The 17,782-nt window shown below is 62.7% G+C and carries 18 protein-coding genes and 1 riboswitch; of the genes, 15 read left to right on the forward strand and 3 right to left on the reverse strand.

Features of this window, described 5'->3' with window-relative positions; translation table 11 throughout:
* The 3 genes from cobW to NKJ94_RS09260 form a co-directional block, all read right to left on the reverse strand.
* A complete protein-coding gene (gene cobW / locus NKJ94_RS09250; protein ID WP_352524451.1) occupies positions 1-1,038 on the reverse strand; it encodes a cobalamin biosynthesis protein CobW in 1,038 nt (345 codons plus the stop codon).
* Complete coding sequence (locus NKJ94_RS09255) at positions 1,035-1,469, reverse strand: DUF1636 family protein (protein WP_352524452.1); 435 nt, start codon at positions 1,467-1,469, stop codon at positions 1,035-1,037. The genes cobW and NKJ94_RS09255 overlap by 4 nt, the downstream gene beginning before the upstream one ends.
* A 37-nt stretch (positions 1,470-1,506) precedes the next feature.
* Positions 1,507-1,712, reverse strand: a riboswitch (cobalamin riboswitch).
* A gap of 18 nt (positions 1,713-1,730) precedes the next feature.
* Positions 1,731-2,939, reverse strand: a complete 1,209-nt coding sequence (locus NKJ94_RS09260) for a winged helix-turn-helix domain-containing protein (RefSeq protein WP_352524483.1) — start codon at positions 2,937-2,939, stop codon at positions 1,731-1,733.
* A gap of 334 nt (positions 2,940-3,273) precedes the next feature.
* On the opposite strand from NKJ94_RS09260, the gene NKJ94_RS09265 reads away from it, so the two are divergent.
* The 15 genes from NKJ94_RS09265 (at position 3,274) to NKJ94_RS09335 (ending at position 17,777) form a co-directional block, all read left to right on the forward strand.
* Positions 3,274-3,639, forward strand: coding sequence for an NADH-quinone oxidoreductase subunit A (locus NKJ94_RS09265; protein ID WP_023798850.1), 366 nt, complete (start codon positions 3,274-3,276; stop codon positions 3,637-3,639).
* A complete protein-coding gene (locus NKJ94_RS09270) occupies positions 3,630-4,211 on the forward strand; it encodes a NuoB/complex I 20 kDa subunit family protein (RefSeq protein ID WP_192257659.1) in 582 nt (193 codons plus the stop codon). Before NKJ94_RS09265 ends, NKJ94_RS09270 begins: the two co-directional genes overlap by 10 nt.
* A gap of 5 nt (positions 4,212-4,216) precedes the next feature.
* The gene (locus NKJ94_RS09275; protein WP_352524453.1) at positions 4,217-4,819 is read left to right on the forward strand and encodes an NADH-quinone oxidoreductase subunit C; all 603 of its coding nucleotides are present in this window, start codon (positions 4,217-4,219) and stop codon (positions 4,817-4,819) included.
* Positions 4,820-6,010, forward strand: coding sequence for an NADH-quinone oxidoreductase subunit D (locus NKJ94_RS09280; protein ID WP_352524454.1), 1,191 nt, complete (start codon positions 4,820-4,822; stop codon positions 6,008-6,010). It abuts the gene before it with no gap.
* A gap of 2 nt (positions 6,011-6,012) precedes the next feature.
* Complete coding sequence (locus tag NKJ94_RS09285; protein WP_352524455.1) at positions 6,013-6,387, forward strand: hypothetical protein; 375 nt, start codon at positions 6,013-6,015, stop codon at positions 6,385-6,387.
* Positions 6,388-7,458: an NADH-quinone oxidoreductase subunit NuoE gene (gene nuoE, locus NKJ94_RS09290; RefSeq protein WP_352524457.1), complete on the forward strand. Its 1,071-nt coding sequence runs from the start codon at positions 6,388-6,390 to the stop codon at positions 7,456-7,458.
* A 10-nt stretch (positions 7,459-7,468) separates the two neighbouring features.
* The gene (nuoF, locus tag NKJ94_RS09295; protein ID WP_352524458.1) at positions 7,469-8,773 is read left to right on the forward strand and encodes an NADH-quinone oxidoreductase subunit NuoF; all 1,305 of its coding nucleotides are present in this window, start codon (positions 7,469-7,471) and stop codon (positions 8,771-8,773) included.
* Between the two features lie 77 nt (positions 8,774-8,850).
* Positions 8,851-9,546, forward strand: a complete 696-nt coding sequence (locus tag NKJ94_RS09300; RefSeq protein ID WP_352524459.1) for a helix-hairpin-helix domain-containing protein — start codon at positions 8,851-8,853, stop codon at positions 9,544-9,546.
* Between the two features lie 74 nt (positions 9,547-9,620).
* On the forward strand, positions 9,621-11,702 hold the full coding sequence (gene nuoG / locus NKJ94_RS09305; protein WP_352524460.1) for an NADH-quinone oxidoreductase subunit NuoG: 2,082 nt from the start codon (positions 9,621-9,623) through the stop codon (positions 11,700-11,702).
* Between the two features lie 2 nt (positions 11,703-11,704).
* Positions 11,705-12,748, forward strand: coding sequence for an NADH-quinone oxidoreductase subunit NuoH (gene nuoH, locus NKJ94_RS09310; RefSeq protein ID WP_352524461.1), 1,044 nt, complete (start codon positions 11,705-11,707; stop codon positions 12,746-12,748).
* A complete protein-coding gene (gene nuoI / locus NKJ94_RS09315; protein ID WP_023676622.1) occupies positions 12,748-13,239 on the forward strand; it encodes an NADH-quinone oxidoreductase subunit NuoI in 492 nt (163 codons plus the stop codon). The genes nuoH and nuoI overlap by 1 nt, the downstream gene beginning before the upstream one ends.
* Before the next feature lie 118 nt (positions 13,240-13,357).
* The gene (locus tag NKJ94_RS09320; RefSeq protein WP_352524462.1) at positions 13,358-13,978 is read left to right on the forward strand and encodes an NADH-quinone oxidoreductase subunit J; all 621 of its coding nucleotides are present in this window, start codon (positions 13,358-13,360) and stop codon (positions 13,976-13,978) included.
* Between the two features lies 1 nt (position 13,979).
* Positions 13,980-14,288, forward strand: a complete 309-nt coding sequence (gene nuoK, locus NKJ94_RS09325) for an NADH-quinone oxidoreductase subunit NuoK (RefSeq protein ID WP_023676620.1) — start codon at positions 13,980-13,982, stop codon at positions 14,286-14,288.
* Between the two features lie 10 nt (positions 14,289-14,298).
* Positions 14,299-16,272, forward strand: coding sequence for an NADH-quinone oxidoreductase subunit L (gene nuoL, locus NKJ94_RS09330; RefSeq protein ID WP_352524463.1), 1,974 nt, complete (start codon positions 14,299-14,301; stop codon positions 16,270-16,272).
* Positions 16,272-17,777, forward strand: a complete 1,506-nt coding sequence (locus NKJ94_RS09335) for an NADH-quinone oxidoreductase subunit M (RefSeq protein ID WP_352524464.1) — start codon at positions 16,272-16,274, stop codon at positions 17,775-17,777. The genes nuoL and NKJ94_RS09335 overlap by 1 nt, the downstream gene beginning before the upstream one ends.
* The last annotated feature ends 5 nt before the right edge of the window (positions 17,778-17,782 follow it).

Consider the following 17,782-nt stretch of genomic DNA (forward strand, 5'->3'; position numbering starts at 1 on the left):
TCAGCCGGCGAGTATACGCTCGATGGCCGGGCGGTTCAGCCCTTTCAGTCCGATGACGACGAGGCGCGAGCGGCGATCGTCTTCTGCGGTCCAGGCGCGGTCGTAATAATGGTTGACGCGCGGACCGACCGCCTGCAGCAAGAGTCGCATCGGCTTGCCACCGACCTCGACGAAACCCTTGACGCGCAGCACGTTTTCTTCCTCCGCAGCCGTGGCGACGCGCTGTGCCAGCTCGTCCGGATTGGACACCGACGCGATGTCGATGACGAACGAATCGAAATCGTCATGCTCGTGGTCGAGTTCGTCATCGTGATGGGTCTTGCGGTTCTCGATGTCGTCCTCGACGGCGAGGCCGAGGCCGAGCAGCACAGACGGATCGACCTTGCCTTGTGAGGTCGGCACGATCTTCACCGCGCGCGCCACGTGCTTGCCGATGACGGCATTGGCGCGGGCCGAGCCGGCGGCGTCCATCAGGTCGCTCTTCGACAATATGATCAGGTCGGCGCAAGCGAGTTGGTCTTCGAACACCTCCTCGACCGGATCGTCATGGTCAAACGTCTCGTCCTGCGCGCGCTGCGCCCGCAGGGCGTCCATGTCATTGGCGACGCGGCCATCGGCCAGGGCCGGTCCGTCGACCACGGCAATGACGCCGTCGACCGTCACCCGGCTCTTCACCGACGGCCATTGGAAGGCCTGGACCAGCGGCTTGGGCAGAGCGAGGCCGGAGGTTTCGATCAGGATATGGTCGACCCTCGGCGTCAGCGACAGGATCTGGTCCAGCGCGGGGACAAAATCGTCGGCGACGGTGCAGCAGATGCAGCCATTGGCCAGTTCGACGATGTTTTCCTCGGGGCAAGTTTCAATGCCGCAGCCCTTGAGAATCTCGCCGTCGATGCCGATGTCGCCGAACTCGTTGACGATGATGGCCAGCCGCTTGCCTTTGGCATTTTCGAGCAGATGGCGGATCAGCGTCGTCTTGCCGGCGCCGAGAAAGCCGGTGACGACGGTGCAGGGCACGCGGGAGACGGAAGCGGTCATATCTGATCCTTCAAAAGGTCGAGGGGAGGGATTCGAGCCACAAGGCCGCGCTTCAGGCAATCGGGGCGGCCGCGCCATGGAATGAGACCGTCCGTCGAGGTGGCGAAGAGCTTTGCGCCGGCGACGAGGTCGGCGCCGCTGGTCGTGGTCAGATCGCCGAAGACATAGCTCCAGCAGCCGTCGCGCAGGATGGCGGCGCTGAGCCGGCGCTTGCAGTTGCCGAGGCACTCGACGCTGCGGATGCGGATATTTTCGCCGGAGGCGGCGCTGCGCGTGTCCTCGGCGAGCAACTCGCCGGCGCGAGGATGAGCGTCCGAGCCGGTTTCGTCGCGGCAGGAAGAGCAGACGATCACGGTAACGCCGGCCAGGGAATCGCCATGGCCGGACAATAAATCCGCTGTCTCAGCCAAAAAACTGCTGTCGCGTTCCAAATCAGGCTCCTTGCCCGGAAAACCCGCCAGGCGATCGGATTCTTTGTCCTAGACGGCAGGTCTCCTGGCTCGCGGGTCATCGCCTTGATGCCGCCTTCCCGGGAACGTCCCAGTGGTTTTCGGCCGAGGCTCGTCGCTTACAGTTGCGGGGACAGCCGCGGATTTGAAATCTTGCGATCTCGCACCGCATTCCCTCTTGGCTCCTCCCTTTGCCGAGAGGAGACCGTCTGAAGCGGATTTAGGCTTGTGGAGGCAGTTGTGTCAACGCACGTCTACGGCGGCAACATCGGCGAGCGGCTGGCCTAGGTCCCCGGCAGCCGTCACCTCGATGCGCTCAAGCCCGAGCCAGCCCTGCATCAGCTTCAGTTCCTCGAAGAGTTGGGCCGCGGTTTCAGCCGGCGCGCCGGGTTCGGCGTAGGCGGCATGGACACGCAGCACGCCGGCCGGGCGGTCGGCCTTGAGGTCAACGCGCGCCACGATCCTGTCGCCGAGCAGGAAAGGCAGCACATAGTAGCCGTATTGGCGCTTTTCGGCCGGCGTGTAGATCTCGATACGGTAGCGGAAGTCGAACAGTCTTTCGGTGCGCGACCGCTCGAAGACGACCGGATCGAACGGGGCAAGCAGGGCGCGTGCCTCGATCTTGCGCGGAAAACGGGCGTCCTTGTGGAGATAGGCTGTTTTATCCCAGCCTTCGACGCGTACCGGCAATAGCTCGCCCGCCTCGACCAGTTCCTCGATCCGGCCCTTGATGTCGGCGGGAGAGAGGCGGAAATAGTCGCGCAGGTCGCCTGCTGTCGCAACGCCGTGGGCGCGGGCGGAGATACGCAGCAATTCGCGATGCGCGTCCTCCGCGGAGGGCACCGGCAGGGCTAGGATCGCCGGCGGCAGCACGCGTTCGGGCAGATCATAAAGCCGCTCGAAGCCGCGACGCGACGCCGTTGTGATGCGGCCGGCCCAGAACAGCCATTCGAAAGCGTGCTTGGCGTCGCTCCAGCCCCACCAGCCGCCGGAGCCTTTCTGGCCTTCGAGAGCGGATGCGGCGACTGGGCCGCGATCAACCACCGCGCGATAGATGTCTTCAATGTAGGCGACGCGTTCACGCCCCCATTTCGCCAGCCCCAGATACATCTCGTCGCCGCGCTCGGCCCGCTGCATGCGCCAGCGCATGAGCGGATAGGTCTCGACCGGCAGGAACGAGGCTTCGTGTGCCCAATATTCGAAAACCAGGCGCTTGCGCGTCACGGCGGCGTCGTCGAGCAGCGCCAGCTTGTAGCGGCCAAGCCGCGAATAGAGCGGCATATAATGGGCGCGCACGACAGCGCTGACGGAATCGATCTGCAGCAGGCCGGTACGGGCAAGCACCCGGGCCAAATGCCGGCGGTCGGGCGTGCCGGTAGGGCGCGGGTCATTGAATCCCTGTGCCGCCAGCGCGATGCGGCGGGCCATGGCGAGCGAGATTTTTTCCTTTATCAAGGCGGCATCCTGATGATGTCAGACAGAGCAGAGGACCTGCGATTCCGCGCCATGCTAGCAGGGTTTTGGCGGGATCCATGTCAGGAGAGAAAAGTGGAGTGAAAAGTGAAGGAAATCAAACAGGAGCGGATCGGACCAGTTTTCCCGGATATGCCGTTCAGCGCCGCGATTTGAACAAGGTTTGACTTGCTTCGCCGAAAGCGCTGCGCTAACCCTCGCCGCGTTGCAGCATAGAGCCCCTAAAACGGTTCAGTGGTTAAACTGTCACGCTTCCGCAAGTGGGTCCCGTGCTGTAATCAGAGTGGATTGGCCGCCAACGGAAAGCTGCAGCATGAACGCATTGTTGAGTTCGTACCTGCCCATCGTCCTGTTCATCGGCGTGGCGCTGGTTGTCGGCCTGGCGCTGCTTGCCGCACCCTTCCTGGTGGCCTATCGCAACCCCGATCCGGAAAAGCTTTCGGCCTATGAGTGCGGCTTCAACTCGTTCGACGACGCCCGCATGAAGTTCGACATCCGCTTCTACCTGGTGTCGATCCTGTTCATCATCTTCGATCTGGAGGTGGCCTTCCTGTTTCCGTGGGCGGTGTCGTTCAGCCAGATCGGCATGCTCGGTTTCTGGTCGATGATGGTGTTTTTGGCGGTGCTGACCATCGGCTTTGCCTATGAATGGAAAAAAGGAGCGCTGGAATGGGATTGAACGACAGTTCCGGCACGCTCGTCGCGCCGAAGCCCAAAGGCCTCATCGACCCCAACACCGGCAGGCCGATCGGGTCTGACGACCCGTTCTTCCTGGAGATCAACAACGAGCTCGCCGACAAGGGTTTTCTCGTCACCTCGACCGAGGCGCTGATCACCTGGGCGCGCAGCGGTTCGCTGATGTTCATGACGTTTGGCCTCGCCTGCTGCGCCGTCGAGATGATCCATACCTCGATGCCGCGCTATGACTCGGAGAGGTTCGGCGTTGCGCCTCGCGCGTCTCCGCGCCAGTCCGACATCATGATCGTTGCCGGCACGCTGACCAACAAGATGGCGCCGGCGCTGCGCAAGGTCTACGATCAGATGCCGGAGCCGCGCTACGTCATCTCGATGGGCTCCTGCGCCAATGGCGGCGGCTATTATCATTATTCCTATTCGGTGGTGCGCGGCTGCGACCGCATCGTGCCGGTCGACATCTACGTGCCCGGCTGCCCGCCGAGCGCCGAAGCGCTGCTCTACGGCATCCTTCTCCTTCAGAAGAAGATCCGCCGCACCGGCACGATCGAGCGGTGAGCGGCATGACCCAGGCGTTGAATGACCTCTCGACCTATCTCGGCGAGAAGCTGATCGGCCGGATCGGCGAGGCGGTGTTCGCTTATGGCGAGCTCACCATTTCTGTCGAACCGCGCGACCTGATCGAGGTGACGACCTTCCTGCGCGACGACCCGAAATGCCAGTTCATTTCGATCATCGACGTCTGCGGCGCCGATTATCCGTCGCGGGCGAAGCGCTTCGACGTCGTCTATCATCTGCTTTCGCCGAAACAGAACATCCGCATCCGCATCAAGGTCCAGGCCGATGAAGAGACGCTGGTGCCGTCGATCACCGGGATATATCCCGGCGCCGACTGGTTCGAGCGCGAAACCTACGATCTCTATGGCGTGCTGTTCTCAGGCCATCCCGATCTGCGCCGCATTCTGACCGATTACGGTTTCGAAGGCCATCCACTGCGCAAGGACTTTCCGCTGACCGGCTTCGTCGAGGTGCGCTACGACGATGAAGCCAAGCGCGTCATCTACGAACCGGTGGAATTGAAACAGGAATTCCGCAATTTCGATTTTCTATCTCCGTGGGAAGGTACGGATTACGTGCTTCCGGGGGATGAGAAGGCAAAACAGTGAATGGCTGAGACCTCGGTTCGCAACTTCAACATCAATTTCGGCCCGCAACATCCGGCGGCGCATGGCGTTTTGCGCCTTGTGCTCGAGCTTGACGGCGAAGTCGTCGACCGGGTCGATCCGCATATCGGGCTGTTGCACCGCGGCACCGAAAAGCTGATCGAGGCCAAGACTTATCTGCAGGCCGTGCCCTATCTCGACCGGCTCGATTATTGCGCGCCGATGAACCAGGAGCATGCCTTTGCGCTCGCCGTCGAGCGGCTGCTCGGCATCGAGGTGCCAAAGCGCGGGCAGTTGATCCGAGTGCTCTATTCGGAAATCGGCCGCATCATGTCGCATATTCTCAACGTGACGACGCAAGCGATGGATGTCGGTGCGCTGACGCCGCCTCTGTGGGGCTTCGTCGAGCGCGAAAAGCTGATGGTCTTCTACGAGCGCGCCTCGGGGTCGCGCATGCATGCCGCCTATTTCCGCCCCGGCGGCGTCCACCAGGACCTGCCGCAGAAGCTGATCGAGGACATCGGCAACTGGATCGACCCGTTCCTGAAATCGCTCGACGATCTCGATGCGCTTTTGACCGGCAACCGCATCTTCAAGCAGCGCAATGTCGACATCGCTACCGTCTCCCTGGCCGATGCCTGGGCCTGGGGTTTTTCGGGCGTCATGGTGCGCGGCTCGGGTGCTCCCTGGGATCTGCGCAAATCGCAGCCCTACGAATGCTATGCCGAGATGGATTTCGACATTCCGATCGGCAAGAACGGCGACTGTTTCGACCGCTATCTGGTGCGCATGGAAGAGATGCGGCAATCGGCCAAAATCATGCGCCAGTGCGTCGACCTTTTGCTCGGCAAGGAAGGCGCGGGGCCGGTGTCGAACCTCGACGGCAAGGTGGTGCCGCCGAAGCGCGCGGCGATGAAGCGCTCGATGGAAGCGCTGATCCATCACTTCAAGCTCTACACCGAAGGCTACCGCGTGCCGGCCGGCGAGGTCTATGCGGCCGTCGAGGCGCCGAAGGGCGAGTTCGGCGTCTATCTCGTCTCCGACGGCTCCAACAAGCCGTACCGCTGCAAGCTGCGCGCGCCGGGCTTTGCGCATCTCCAGGCCATGGATTTCTTGTGCCGCGGCCACATGCTGGCCGACGTCACCGCCGTGTTGGGTTCCCTCGATATCGTGTTTGGTGAGGTGGACCGGTGAAGATGGGGAGCGCCCTGCACGTTGCTGCCGGTTTTGCCGCCGGTGTCGCCGGCATGGGTGCAATTGCCGCCTGGGGCAGCTCGCCGCAAGCCTATTGGGTGTCCTGCGGGCTTGAGGGCGTGAAGACAGATGTCAAGTGCAGGGTGACCAAGATGGGCAGGCTTTGGAACCTGGATTCGGGTTGGTATGTCAGTGCCGATGCGCATTACCCGGATTGGAAGGTGGCACTTGGCGCGGATTGCTCGGATCGGTACCGCGAATATCGCGACTATGTCGACACTACTTGGGAAAAGATCGGAAACGATGAGAGTACCGCGGTCTTGGCCAGGTCCGACCCTCGTTTTTATTTCGACTGCTACAACAGAGCTCAAAACTAAATGTCAGTCCGTCGTCTCGCAGAAGCCAGCGTCCAGCCAGCCTCCTTCGCCTTCAACCGGGCGAATGCGGCAGCGGCGAAGCAGTGGATCAAGAAATACCCGAAGGGGCGCGAGCAGTCCGCCATCATCCCCTTGCTGATGCTGGCGCAGGAGCAGGAAGGCTGGGTGACCAAGGCGGCGATCGAGACGATCTCCGACATGCTCGACATGCCCTATATTCGCGGGCTGGAAGTCGCCACCTTCTATACGCAGTACCAACTCAATCCGGTAGGCACCCGCGCACACATCCAGGTCTGCGGCACCACGCCCTGCATGCTGCGCGGCTCGGAAGCGCTGATGGATGTGTGCCGCTCGAAGATCCATCACGACCAGTTCCACACCAACGACAAGGGCACGCTGTCGTGGGAGGAGGTCGAATGCCTCGGCGCCTGCGTCAACGCACCGATGGTGATGATCTTTAGGGACACTTTTGAGGATTTGACGCCGAAGCGGCTTGCCGAGATCATCGACCTTTATGACGCCGGCAAGGGCGCCACGGTGAAACCGGGACCGCAAAACGGCCGCGTCACTTCCGAGCCGGCAAGCGGCCTGACGACCCTTAAGAGTGAAAAGGCGATCCTCAAGGCGACCCGCGACCGGGAAGCCAAAGCGGCAACCAAAGCCGCCAAGGAAACGGCGCCAGCCGCCGCTGCCGCAGCATCCGCAGCGCCGGTTCCGCCTGCTGCCGCGCCCGCACCGGCGCCTGTTGCGCCGTCGAATGCCAGTAAGCCGAAGACCGATGCAGTCGAGACCAGCCCCGCGCTGAAATCGCCATCGGCGACAAAAGTCGCGCCCGCGGCAGAGAAGGCGGCGAGTGTTGCAGCCCCGCTGCATTCGGCCGCCAACGCCAACAAGGCCGAGCCGCAGGTCGAAGACGTCTCGAAACAGCGCAAAGGCCCCAAGAACAAGGCCGAGCCGGCGTCTGCTTTCAAAGCGCCGGAGGTCAAGGGCGCATCGGCGAAGGCTGCCGCCAAGCCGGCCAAGCCGTCGCCCGCAAACAAGAGCCGGCCGACCGGCAAGAAGCCGGTCTGAGGAACGAGCAATGCTTCAGGACAGAGACCGCATCTTCAACAATATCTACGGCCGCTTCGACAAGTCGCTGGCCGGCGCGATGGCGCGCGGCGCCTGGGACAACACGCCGGGCATCATCGCCAAGGGGCGTGACTGGATCGTCAACGAGATGAAGGCCAGCGGCCTGCGCGGCCGCGGCGGCGCCGGTTTCCCGACCGGGCTGAAATGGTCGTTCATGCCCAAGCAAAGCGACGGCCGGCCGAGCTATCTCGTCGTCAATGCCGACGAATCCGAGCCCGGCACCTGCAAGGACCGCGACATATTGCGCCACGATCCGCACACGCTGGTCGAAGGCTGCCTGCTTGCCGGGTTCGCCATGGGCGCGGTCGCCGCCTATATCTATGTGCGCGGCGAGTTCATCCGCGAGCGCGAGGCGCTGCAACGCGCCATCGACGAGGCCTATGCGGCCAAGCTGATCGGCAAGAACAATACCTCCGGCTACGATTTCGACATCTACATGCACCATGGCGCCGGCGCCTATATCTGCGGCGAGGAAACGGCGCTGCTCGAAAGCCTCGAGGGCAAGAAGGGCCAGCCGCGGCTGAAGCCGCCATTTCCGGCCAATGTCGGCCTCTATGGCTGCCCGACGACGGTCAACAATGTCGAGTCTATCGCGGTCGCGCCGACCATCCTGCGCCGCGGTGCGGCGTGGTTTTCGTCCTTCGGCCGGCCCAACAATGTCGGCACCAAGCTGTTCTGCATCTCCGGCCACGTCAACAATCCGTGCACCGTCGAAGAGGCGATGTCGATCCCGTTCCGCGAACTGATCGAGACGCATTGCGGCGGCATTCGCGGCGGCTGGGACAATCTGCTGGCGGTCATTCCGGGCGGCGCCTCGGTGCCGCTGGTGCCGGCCGAGCAGATTATCGACGCGCCGATGGATTTCGACGCGCTGCGCGACCTGAAATCGGGCCTAGGCACGGCGGCTGTCATCGTCATGGACAAATCGACCGATGTCGTGAAAGCGATCGCCCGGCTTTCCTACTTCTACAAGCATGAGAGTTGCGGCCAGTGCACGCCCTGCCGTGAAGGCACCGGCTGGATGTGGCGGGTGATGGAACGGCTGGTGCGCGGCGAGGCGCAGAAGCGCGAGATCGACATGCTGCTCGACGTGACCAAGCAGGTCGAGGGCCACACGATCTGCGCGCTTGGCGATGCGGCGGCGTGGCCGATCCAGGGCCTGATGCGGCATTTCCGCGGCGAGGTGGAGCGGCGCATCGACGAGTTTTCGCGCAACGCGCACCGCGCCGAACCGGTGTTGGCGGCGGCGGAATAGAAGAATTCGAAATGCGGGCGAATGTCCGAAACGAGGAAACGAGCGCGGGGCAGACGGAAACGACCAGGAGACCACCTATGTCGCTGTTTTCGATACCCGACGATTTGACGCCCGATATGGACCCGTTCTTGAAGATGAACCAGGACCTGACCAGGATGATGCCGAAGGAGATGGCCAGCGCCGTCAATCTCCTGGCGCATCCTGTCGCCGGCGCGGCGGCGATGACGGCACTCGGCATCGGCCTTGCCAACCACGCCTTTGGCATCTGGATGGGCGTGCTTTCAGGCGCAGCCGAGACCTCGCAGCGCCTTTGGCAGCCGGTCACCGAGGATTTCGAGGCCCGGACCGAACGCGTGTCTGCGACCGGCAAAAGCTCGTCGACAAAGGCGCGCGCAGCCACCAAAACCCTGATTGCCGAGGCGCAGTCCTTCGCCAATGACGTGACCGACATTGCGACAAGCACTGCGGCGCGGAGCGTGGCGAATGCGAGCACCGTTGCAGCGGACGCATCGGCCGGGCTGATGCCGGAAGATTTCAAGCAGCCCAAGCCGATGGACCGGCCAGCCGTGCCCGTCGACCTCAAGGCAATATCGGGCATCGGACCGAAACTGGAAAAGGTGCTGAACGGCCTTGGCATCTGGACATACGCCCAGATTGCCGCGTGGACGCCGCAAGAGATCGCCTGGGTCGAGGATTACCTGTCGTTGAAGGGCCGTATCGGTCGTGACGGCTGGATCGGTCAGGCGGCCGCGTTGGCCGGGGCCAAAAAGTGAATTCGATGCCGTGCGCGGTCTCGGCTGCGCCCGGAAGGAAAGATTGCGGAACGTCCGCAGGGGTTTGAGGCGAAATGGCAAAGCTCAAGGTCGACGGGAAAGAGATCACTGTACCCGACCACTACACGCTGCTGCAGGCGGCCGAGGACGCAGGTGCTGAAGTGCCGCGCTTCTGCTTCCATGAGCGGCTGTCGATCGCCGGCAATTGCCGCATGTGCCTGATCGAGGTGAAGGGCGGGCCGCCCAAGCCGCAGGCGTCCTGCGCCATGGGCGTGCGCGACCTGCGCCCTGGCCCGAATGGCGAGCCGCCGGAAATCTTCACCAACACGCCGATGGTCAAGAAGGCCCGCGAAGGCGTCATGGAATTCCTGCTGATCAACCATCCGCTGGATTGCCCGATCTGCGACCAGGGCGGCGAGTGCGACCTGCAGGATCAGGCGATGGCGTTCGGCGTCGATTCCTCGCGCTACCACGAGAACAAGCGAGCGGTCGAAGACAAGTATATCGGGCCGCTGGTCAAGACGATCATGAACCGCTGCATCCATTGCACGCGCTGCGTCCGCTTCACCACCGAGATTGCCGGCATATCGGAGCTTGGGCTGATCGGCCGCGGCGAGGATGCCGAGATCACCACCTATCTCGAAAGCGCCATGACTTCGGAACTGCAAGGCAATGTCATAGACCTTTGCCCGGTCGGTGCGCTGACCTCCAAACCCTACGCCTTCCAGGCACGGCCGTGGGAACTGACCAAGACCGAATCCATCGACGTCATGGACGCCGTCGGCTCGGCGATCCGCGTCGATAGCCGGGGCCGCGAGGTGATGCGCATCCTGCCGCGTACCAACGAGGCGGTGAACGAGGAGTGGATTTCCGACAAGACCCGCTTCATCTGGGACGGCTTGCGCACGCAGCGCCTCGACCGTCCCTATGTGCGCAAGGATGGCCGGCTGGTGCCGGCAAGCTGGGCCGAGGCCTTTTCCGCCATCAGGGAGGCCGTTTCGAACGCCGCTTCCGATAAGATCGGCGCCATTGCCGGCGATCTCGCGGCCGTCGAGGAAATCTACGCGCTGAAGCTGCTGATGGCTTCGCTCGGCTCGAAGAACACCGACTGCCGCCAGGACGGTGCCGCACTCGATCCGTCGCTCGGCCGGGCGAGCTATGTGTTCAACCCGACCATCGAAGGCATCGAACAGGCCGATGCGGTGCTGATCATCGGCGCCAATCCGCGCTTCGAGGCGTCCTTGCTCAATGCCCGCATCCGCAAGCGCTGGCGGGCCGGCAATCTGCCGGTCGCCGTCATCGGCGATGTCGGCGATACGCGCTACGATTACGAGCAGCTCGGCGCCGGACCGGAATCGCTGAAGGATCTCGCAGAGGGCAACGGCAAATTCTTCCAGCTGCTGAAGAAGGCGACGCATCCGCTGATCATCGTCGGCCAGGGCGCGCTGGCGCGTCCGGACGGTGCGGCCGTGCTCGGCCAGGCGGCGAAGCTCGCCGTCGCCGTCAACGCCGCAAGGGCCGACTGGAACGGCTTTGCCGTGCTGCACACTGCGGCGGCACGGGTCGGCGGCCTCGATGTCGGCTTCGTGCCGGGCGAGGGCGGCAAGAACGTCGCCGGTATGCTGGGCGAGATGGACGTGCTGTTCCTGCTCGGCGCCGACGAAATCGACATGGCCAAAACCGGCGGCGCTTTCGTCGTCTATATCGGCACGCACGGCGACAAGGGCGCGCACCGCGCCAACGTCATCCTGCCGGGAGCCGCCTATACCGAAAAGTCGGGCACCTTCGTCAACACCGAAGGCCGCGTGCAGCAGACTAATCGTGCCGGCTTCGCGCCAGGCGAAGCGCGCGAGGACTGGGCTATTCTCAGGGCACTGTCGGATGTGCTCGGCAAGAAACTGCCGTTCGATTCGCTGCCGCAGCTGCGCGCAAAACTCTACGGTGAGTATCCGCATCTTGCCCGCATCGACAAGGTCGAGGCAGGCAACGCCGACGATATCGCCAGGGTGGCGAAGCTCGGCGGGCGGCTGAACAAGGGCACCTTCACCTCGCCGGTCAAGGATTTCTACCTGACCAACCCGATTGCGCGGGCCTCCGCGGTGATGGCGGAATGTTCGGCGCTGGCGAAAAACGGCTTCAGGCAGGCGGCGGAGTAGACATGGACACCTTCTTCTCCTTCTACGTGCTGCCGGCGCTGCTGATCCTGCTGAAGTCGGTCGTGCTGATCGTCGTTCTGTTGATCTTCGTCGCCTATGTGCTTTATGCCGACCGCAAGATCTGGGCGGCGGTGCAATTGCGCCGCGGACCGAACGTCGTCGGCCCATGGGGCACGCTGCAGGCTTTCGCCGACCTGCTGAAATTCGTCTTCAAGGAACCGGTGATTCCGTCCGGCGCCAACAAGGGCGTTTTCCTGCTGGCGCCCTTGGTGTCGGCGGTGCTGGCGATCTCGGCCTGGGCGGTCATCCCGGTCAATGAGGGCTGGGCGATCGCCAACGTCAATGTCGGCATCCTCTATGTCTTCGCCATCTCCTCGCTCGAGGTCTATGGCGTGATCATGGGCGGCTGGGCGTCCAATTCGAAATACCCGTTCCTCGGCGCGCTGCGCTCGGCGGCGCAGATGGTATCCTACGAAGTCTCGATCGGCTTCGTCATCGTCACCGTGCTGCTTTGCGTCGGCTCGCTCAACCTGTCCGACATCGTTTTGTCGCAGCAGGACGGGTTGGGCACGCGGATCGGCCTGCCGAATACCTTCCTCGACTGGCACTGGTTGTCGCTGTTCCCGATGTTCATCGTCTTCTTTATCTCGGCGCTGGCCGAGACCAACCGGCCGCCCTTCGACCTCGTGGAAGCCGAATCGGAACTCGTCGCCGGCCATATGGTCGAATATTCCTCGACGCCGTTCCTGTTGTTCTTCCTCGGCGAATATGTCGCCGTCGTCCTGATGTGCGCGCTGGCGACCATCCTGTTCCTTGGCGGCTGGCTGCCGCCCTTCAACTTCGCGCCGTTCACCTGGGTGCCGGGGCTGATCTGGTTTGTGCTCAAGGTCTGCCTGGTGTTCTTCATGTTCTCCATGGTGAAGGCGTTCGTGCCGCGCTATCGCTACGACCAGCTGATGCGGCTCGGCTGGAAGGTCTTCCTGCCGATCTCGCTGTTCATGGTGGTCGCCACCGCCGCCTTCCTCAAGATCACGGGGTTTGCGTGATGTCAGCATTGTCCCAGGCCGCCAAGTCACTGCTTTTGCAGGATTTCGTCAGCGCTTTCTTCCTGTCGATGCGCCAGTTCTTCGCGCCGAAGGAGACGATCAATTATCCGCATGAGAAGGGGCCGGTCAGCCCGCGCTTCCGTGGCGAGCATGCGCTACGCCGCTATCCGAACGGCGAGGAGCGCTGCATCGCCTGCAAATTGTGCGAGGCGATCTGCCCGGCGCAGGCCATCACCATCGAAGCCGGCCCGCGCCGCAATGACGGCACGCGGCGCACCGTGCGCTACGATATCGATATGGTGAAATGCATCTATTGCGGCTTCTGCCAGGAAGCCTGCCCGGTCGACGCCATCGTCGAGGGGCCGAATTTCGAGTTCGCGACGGAGACGCGCGAGGAACTCTATTACGACAAGGACAGGCTTTTGGCCAATGGCGACCGCTGGGAGCGCGAACTGGCGCGCAACATCTCGCTGGATGCGCCTTACCGCTGATATTTGACGCATGGACGGGGCAAAGGGCCTCGTTTAAGGAACACGCAACTTGCCGACCGGAGGCGGTGGCAAAAAACAGGACGAACGTCCTGTTCTGACAGGAAACCCGGGGGAACCCATGCTGAGTGGACTAGCGGCGGCCTTTTTCTACCTCTTCGCCTTTGTCGCGGTGGCATCGGCGTTCATGGTCATTTCGTCGCGCAATCCCGTGCATTCGGTGCTGTTCCTGATCCTGACCTTCTTCAACGCCGCCGGCCTGTTCATGCTGACCGGCGCCGAGTTCCTGGCGATGATCCTGCTCGTCGTCTATGTCGGCGCCGTCCTGGTGCTGTTCCTGTTCGTCGTCATGATGCTCGACGTCGACTTCGCCGAGATGAAGGAAGGCGCCCTGCAATATGCGCCGATCGGGGCGCTGGTCGGGCTGATTCTGGCGGCGGAGCTGATCGTCGTGCTCGGCGGCTACACATTCGCGCCGAAACTGGCGGCGACGGTCGCGAAGCCCATCCCGGACCTGGCCACGCGCTCCAACACGGCAGGGCTCGGCGACATCCTCTATACGGATTACCTCTACTACTTCCAGATTGCGGGCTTGGTGCTGCTGGTCGCCATGATCGGCGCCATCGTGCTGACACTGCGCCACAAGCCGGGCGTCAAGCGGCAGTCGATCGCCGCCCAGGTCGGCCGCACGCCGGCAACCGGAATGGAAATTCGCAAGGTCAAGACGGGCGAAGGAGTCTGAGATGGTCGTCGGCATCGCGCACTATCTGACCGTTTCGGCGATACTGTTCACGCTCGGCGTGTTCGGCATCTTTTTGAACCGCAGGAACGTCATCGTCATCCTGATGTCGATCGAGCTGATCCTGCTTGCGGTCAACATCAATTTCGTCGCCTTCTCGGCGGCGCTCGGCGATCTGGTCGGCCAGGTGTTCGCATTGTTCGTGCTGACGGTCGCGGCGGCCGAAGCAGCTATCGGCCTTGCCATTCTCGTCGTCTTCTTCCGCAACCGCGGCTCGATCGCGGTCGAAGACGTGAACATGATGAAGGGTTGACGGAACCAAAATGTATCAGGCCATCGTCTTCCTTCCGCTGCTCGGCTTTCTGATCGTCGGCCTGTTCGGCACCTCGCTCGGCGCCAAGGCCTCCGAATACATCACCTCCGGCTTCCTGGTGATCGCGGCTGTGCTGTCGTGGGTCGCCTTCTTCTCGGTCGGCTTCGGCGGCGGCGAGGTGTTCACCGTGCCGGTGATGCGCTGGATCCAGTCGGGCGGCATCGAGGCGGCATGGGCGCTCAGGATCGACACGCTGACGGTGGTGATGCTGGTCGTCGTCAACACGGTGTCGTCGCTGGTCCATATCTACTCGATCGGCTACATGCACCACGATCCGGACCGGCCACGCTTCTTCGCCTATCTGTCGCTGTTCACCTTCGCCATGCTGATGCTGGTGACGGCCGACAACCTCGTGCAGATGTTCTTCGGCTGGGAAGGCGTCGGCCTTGCCTCCTATCTGCTGATCGGCTTCTGGTACAAGAAGCCGTCGGCCAATGCCGCGGCGATCAAGGCCTTCGTCGTCAACCGCGTCGGCGATTTCGGCTTCGCGCTCGGCATCTTCGGCGTGTTCGTGCTGTTCGGCTCGGTCAACCTCGGCACCATCTTCGCTAATGCGGCGACGTTCATTCCGGCCGAAGGCGCGCAACAGGGTCCGGCCGTACTGACGTTCCTCGGCTATGCGTTAGACAAGCAGGCGGCGATGACTGTCGTTTGCCTGCTCCTGTTCATGGGCGCCATGGGCAAGTCGGCGCAGGTGCCGCTGCACACCTGGCTGCCCGACGCCATGGAAGGGCCGACGCCGGTCTCGGCGCTGATCCATGCCGCGACCATGGTGACGGCCGGCGTGTTCATGCTGGCGCGGCTGTCGCCGCTGTTCGAGCTGTCGCATTCGGCACTGACCGTGGTCACTTTCATCGGCGCCTTCACCGCGTTTTTCGCGGCGACAGTCGGCCTCGTCCAGAACGACATCAAGCGCGTCATTGCCTATTCGACCTGCTCGCAGCTCGGCTACATGTTCGTGGCGCTCGGCGTCGGCGCCTATGGCGCGGCGATCTTCCATTTGTTCACCCACGCCTTCTTCAAGGCGCTGCTGTTCCTCGGCTCCGGCTCGGTCATCCACGCCGTCTCCGACGAGCAGGACATGCGCAAAATGGGCGGCCTCAGGACGCTCATTCCGACGACCTACTGGATGATGGTGATCGGCACGCTGGCGCTGACCGGCGTCGGCATCCCGGTGACGATCATCGGCACGGCCGGCTTCTTCTCCAAGGACGCCATTATCGAAGCTGCGTTTGCCGGCCACAATGCGGTCGCCGGGCTTGCCTTCATATTGCTGGTCGTTGCCGCCTGCTTCACCTCCTTCTACTCTTGGCGGCTGATCTTCATGACCTTCCATGGCGAGCCGCGGGCCAGCCACGAGGTCATGCACCATGTCCATGAATCGCCGCCGGTCATGCTGGTGCCGCTGTTCATCCTGGCGGCGGGCGCACTGTTCGCCGGCGTGATCTTCCATGGCGCCTTCATCGGCGAGGGCTATGCCGAATTCTGGAAGGCGTCGCTGTTCACGCTGCCGGTAAATCACATCCTGCACGAAATCCACGAAGTGCCGTTGTGGGTCGAGTTGTCGCCGTTCATCGCCATGCTGATCGGCTTTGCGATTGCCTGGCAGTTCTATATCCGCGCGCCGGAAATGCCGAGGAACCTCGCTGCCCATCATCGCGGCCTCTACGCCTTCCTGCTCAACAAATGGTATTTCGACGAGCTCTACGATTTGCTGTTCGTGCGGCCGGCTAAGCGCCTCGGCAGCTTCCTGTGGAAGACCGGCGACGGCACCGTCATCGACGGGCTTGGGCCGGACGGCATTTCGGCGCGCGTCGTCGACGTCACCAACCGGGTTGTCAAGCTACAGACCGGCTATCTCTACCACTATGCCTTCGCCATGCTGATCGGCGTTGCCGCACTCGTCACCTGGATGATGCTCTGATGACCGCCTGGCCGATCCTATCGCTGGTCACCTTCCTGCCGCTGGTTGGTGTGTTGCTCATCCTCTTCGTGCGTGACGACAGCGAGAACGCGCGCCGCAACATCCGCGCCATCGCGCTGTTCACGACGATTTTCACGTTCGTGGTTTCGCTGTTCATCTGGACCGGCTTCGACAATTCGCAGCCCGGCTTCCAGTTCGTCGAGAAGTTCGCCTGGTTGGATTCCGGCATCTCCTACCATATGGGCGTCGACGGCATCTCCATGCTGTTCGTCATCCTGACCACCTTCCTGATGCCGCTCTGCATTCTCGCCTCGTGGGAATCGATCGAGAAGCGCGTCAAGGCTTACATGATCGCCTTCCTGCTGCTCGAGACGCTGATGATCGGCGTGTTCTGCGCGCTCGACATCGTCTTGTTCTACGTCTTCTTCGAAGCCGGTCTGATCCCGATGTTCATCATCATCGGCGTGTGGGGCGGCAAGCGACGCGTCTATGCCTCGTTCAAGTTCTTCCTCTATACGCTGGCCGGCTCGGTGCTGATGCTGCTCGCCATCATGGCGATGTTCTTCCAGTCCGGCACCACCGACATCCCGACGCTCTTGACGCACAATTTCCCAATCAGCATGCAGACCTGGCTGTGGCTTGCCTTCTTCGCTTCCTTCGCCGTGAAGATGCCGATGTGGCCGGTGCATACCTGGTTGCCTGATGCCCATGTCGAGGCGCCGACGGCCGGCTCGGTGATCCTGGCCGCCATCCTGCTGAAAATGGGCGGATACGGCTTCCTGCGCTTTTCGCTGCCGATGTTCCCGATCGCCTCGGAGATGTTTGCGCCGCTGATCTTCTCGCTGTCGGTCGTCGCCATCATCTACACCTCGCTGGTGGCGCTGATGCAGGAGGACATGAAGAAGCTGATCGCCTATTCGTCGGTCGCGCATATGGGCTTCGTCACCATGGGCATCTTCGCGATGAACCAGGAAGGCGTGCAGGGGGCGATCTTCCAGATGCTGTCGCACGGCCTCGTCTCCGGCGCGCTGTTCCTCTGCGTCGGCGTCATCTACGACCGCATGCATACGCGCGACATCGATGCCTATGGCGGGCTGGTCAACAACATGCCGAAATACGCCACCGTGCTGATGATCTTCACCATGGCCAATGTCGGCCTGCCCGGCACCAGCGGCTTCGTCGGCGAGTTTTTGACCATGCTCGGCGTGTTCCGGGTCAATACCTGGGTGGCGTTCGTCGCGGCGACCGGCGTCATCCTATCGGCAGCCTATGCGCTGTGGCTCTATCGCCGGGTGATCTTCGGCGCGCTGACCAAGGAAAGCCTGAAGGGCCTGCTCGATCTTTCGACGCGCGAGAAGGTGATCATCTACCCACTCGTCGCGCTGGTCATCTTCTTCGGCGTCTACCCGGCGCCGGTGTTTGACGCGACGGCCGAATCGGTCAAGGCGCTCGTCACAAATGTCACCGCATCCATCGACTCCGCGCAGACCGCGGCGGCGAACTGACTGAG

Source organism: Mesorhizobium sp. M0060 (genome assembly GCF_040323155.1).
Lineage (GTDB): Bacteria > Pseudomonadota > Alphaproteobacteria > Rhizobiales > Rhizobiaceae > Mesorhizobium.

What these genes read in the sequence shown, in the direction of transcription:
- cobW (WP_352524451.1), bottom strand. Translation starts at nt 1,038, where the DNA reads ATGACCGCTTCCGTCTCCCGCGTGCCCTGCACCGTCGTCACCGGCTTT.
- NKJ94_RS09265 (WP_023798850.1), top strand. Translation starts at nt 3,274, where the DNA reads ATGAACGCATTGTTGAGTTCGTACCTGCCCATCGTCCTGTTCATCGGC.
- NKJ94_RS09270 (WP_192257659.1), top strand. Translation starts at nt 3,630, where the DNA reads ATGGGATTGAACGACAGTTCCGGCACGCTCGTCGCGCCGAAGCCCAAA.
- NKJ94_RS09275 (WP_352524453.1), top strand. Translation starts at nt 4,217, where the DNA reads ATGACCCAGGCGTTGAATGACCTCTCGACCTATCTCGGCGAGAAGCTG.
- NKJ94_RS09280 (WP_352524454.1), top strand. Translation starts at nt 4,820, where the DNA reads ATGGCTGAGACCTCGGTTCGCAACTTCAACATCAATTTCGGCCCGCAA.
- NKJ94_RS09285 (WP_352524455.1), top strand. Translation starts at nt 6,013, where the DNA reads ATGGGGAGCGCCCTGCACGTTGCTGCCGGTTTTGCCGCCGGTGTCGCC.
- nuoE (WP_352524457.1), top strand. Translation starts at nt 6,388, where the DNA reads ATGTCAGTCCGTCGTCTCGCAGAAGCCAGCGTCCAGCCAGCCTCCTTC.
- nuoF (WP_352524458.1), top strand. Translation starts at nt 7,469, where the DNA reads ATGCTTCAGGACAGAGACCGCATCTTCAACAATATCTACGGCCGCTTC.
- NKJ94_RS09300 (WP_352524459.1), top strand. Translation starts at nt 8,851, where the DNA reads ATGTCGCTGTTTTCGATACCCGACGATTTGACGCCCGATATGGACCCG.
- nuoG (WP_352524460.1), top strand. Translation starts at nt 9,621, where the DNA reads ATGGCAAAGCTCAAGGTCGACGGGAAAGAGATCACTGTACCCGACCAC.
- nuoH (WP_352524461.1), top strand. Translation starts at nt 11,705, where the DNA reads ATGGACACCTTCTTCTCCTTCTACGTGCTGCCGGCGCTGCTGATCCTG.
- nuoI (WP_023676622.1), top strand. Translation starts at nt 12,748, where the DNA reads ATGTCAGCATTGTCCCAGGCCGCCAAGTCACTGCTTTTGCAGGATTTC.
- NKJ94_RS09320 (WP_352524462.1), top strand. Translation starts at nt 13,358, where the DNA reads ATGCTGAGTGGACTAGCGGCGGCCTTTTTCTACCTCTTCGCCTTTGTC.
- nuoK (WP_023676620.1), top strand. Translation starts at nt 13,980, where the DNA reads ATGGTCGTCGGCATCGCGCACTATCTGACCGTTTCGGCGATACTGTTC.
- nuoL (WP_352524463.1), top strand. Translation starts at nt 14,299, where the DNA reads ATGTATCAGGCCATCGTCTTCCTTCCGCTGCTCGGCTTTCTGATCGTC.
- NKJ94_RS09335 (WP_352524464.1), top strand. Translation starts at nt 16,272, where the DNA reads ATGACCGCCTGGCCGATCCTATCGCTGGTCACCTTCCTGCCGCTGGTT.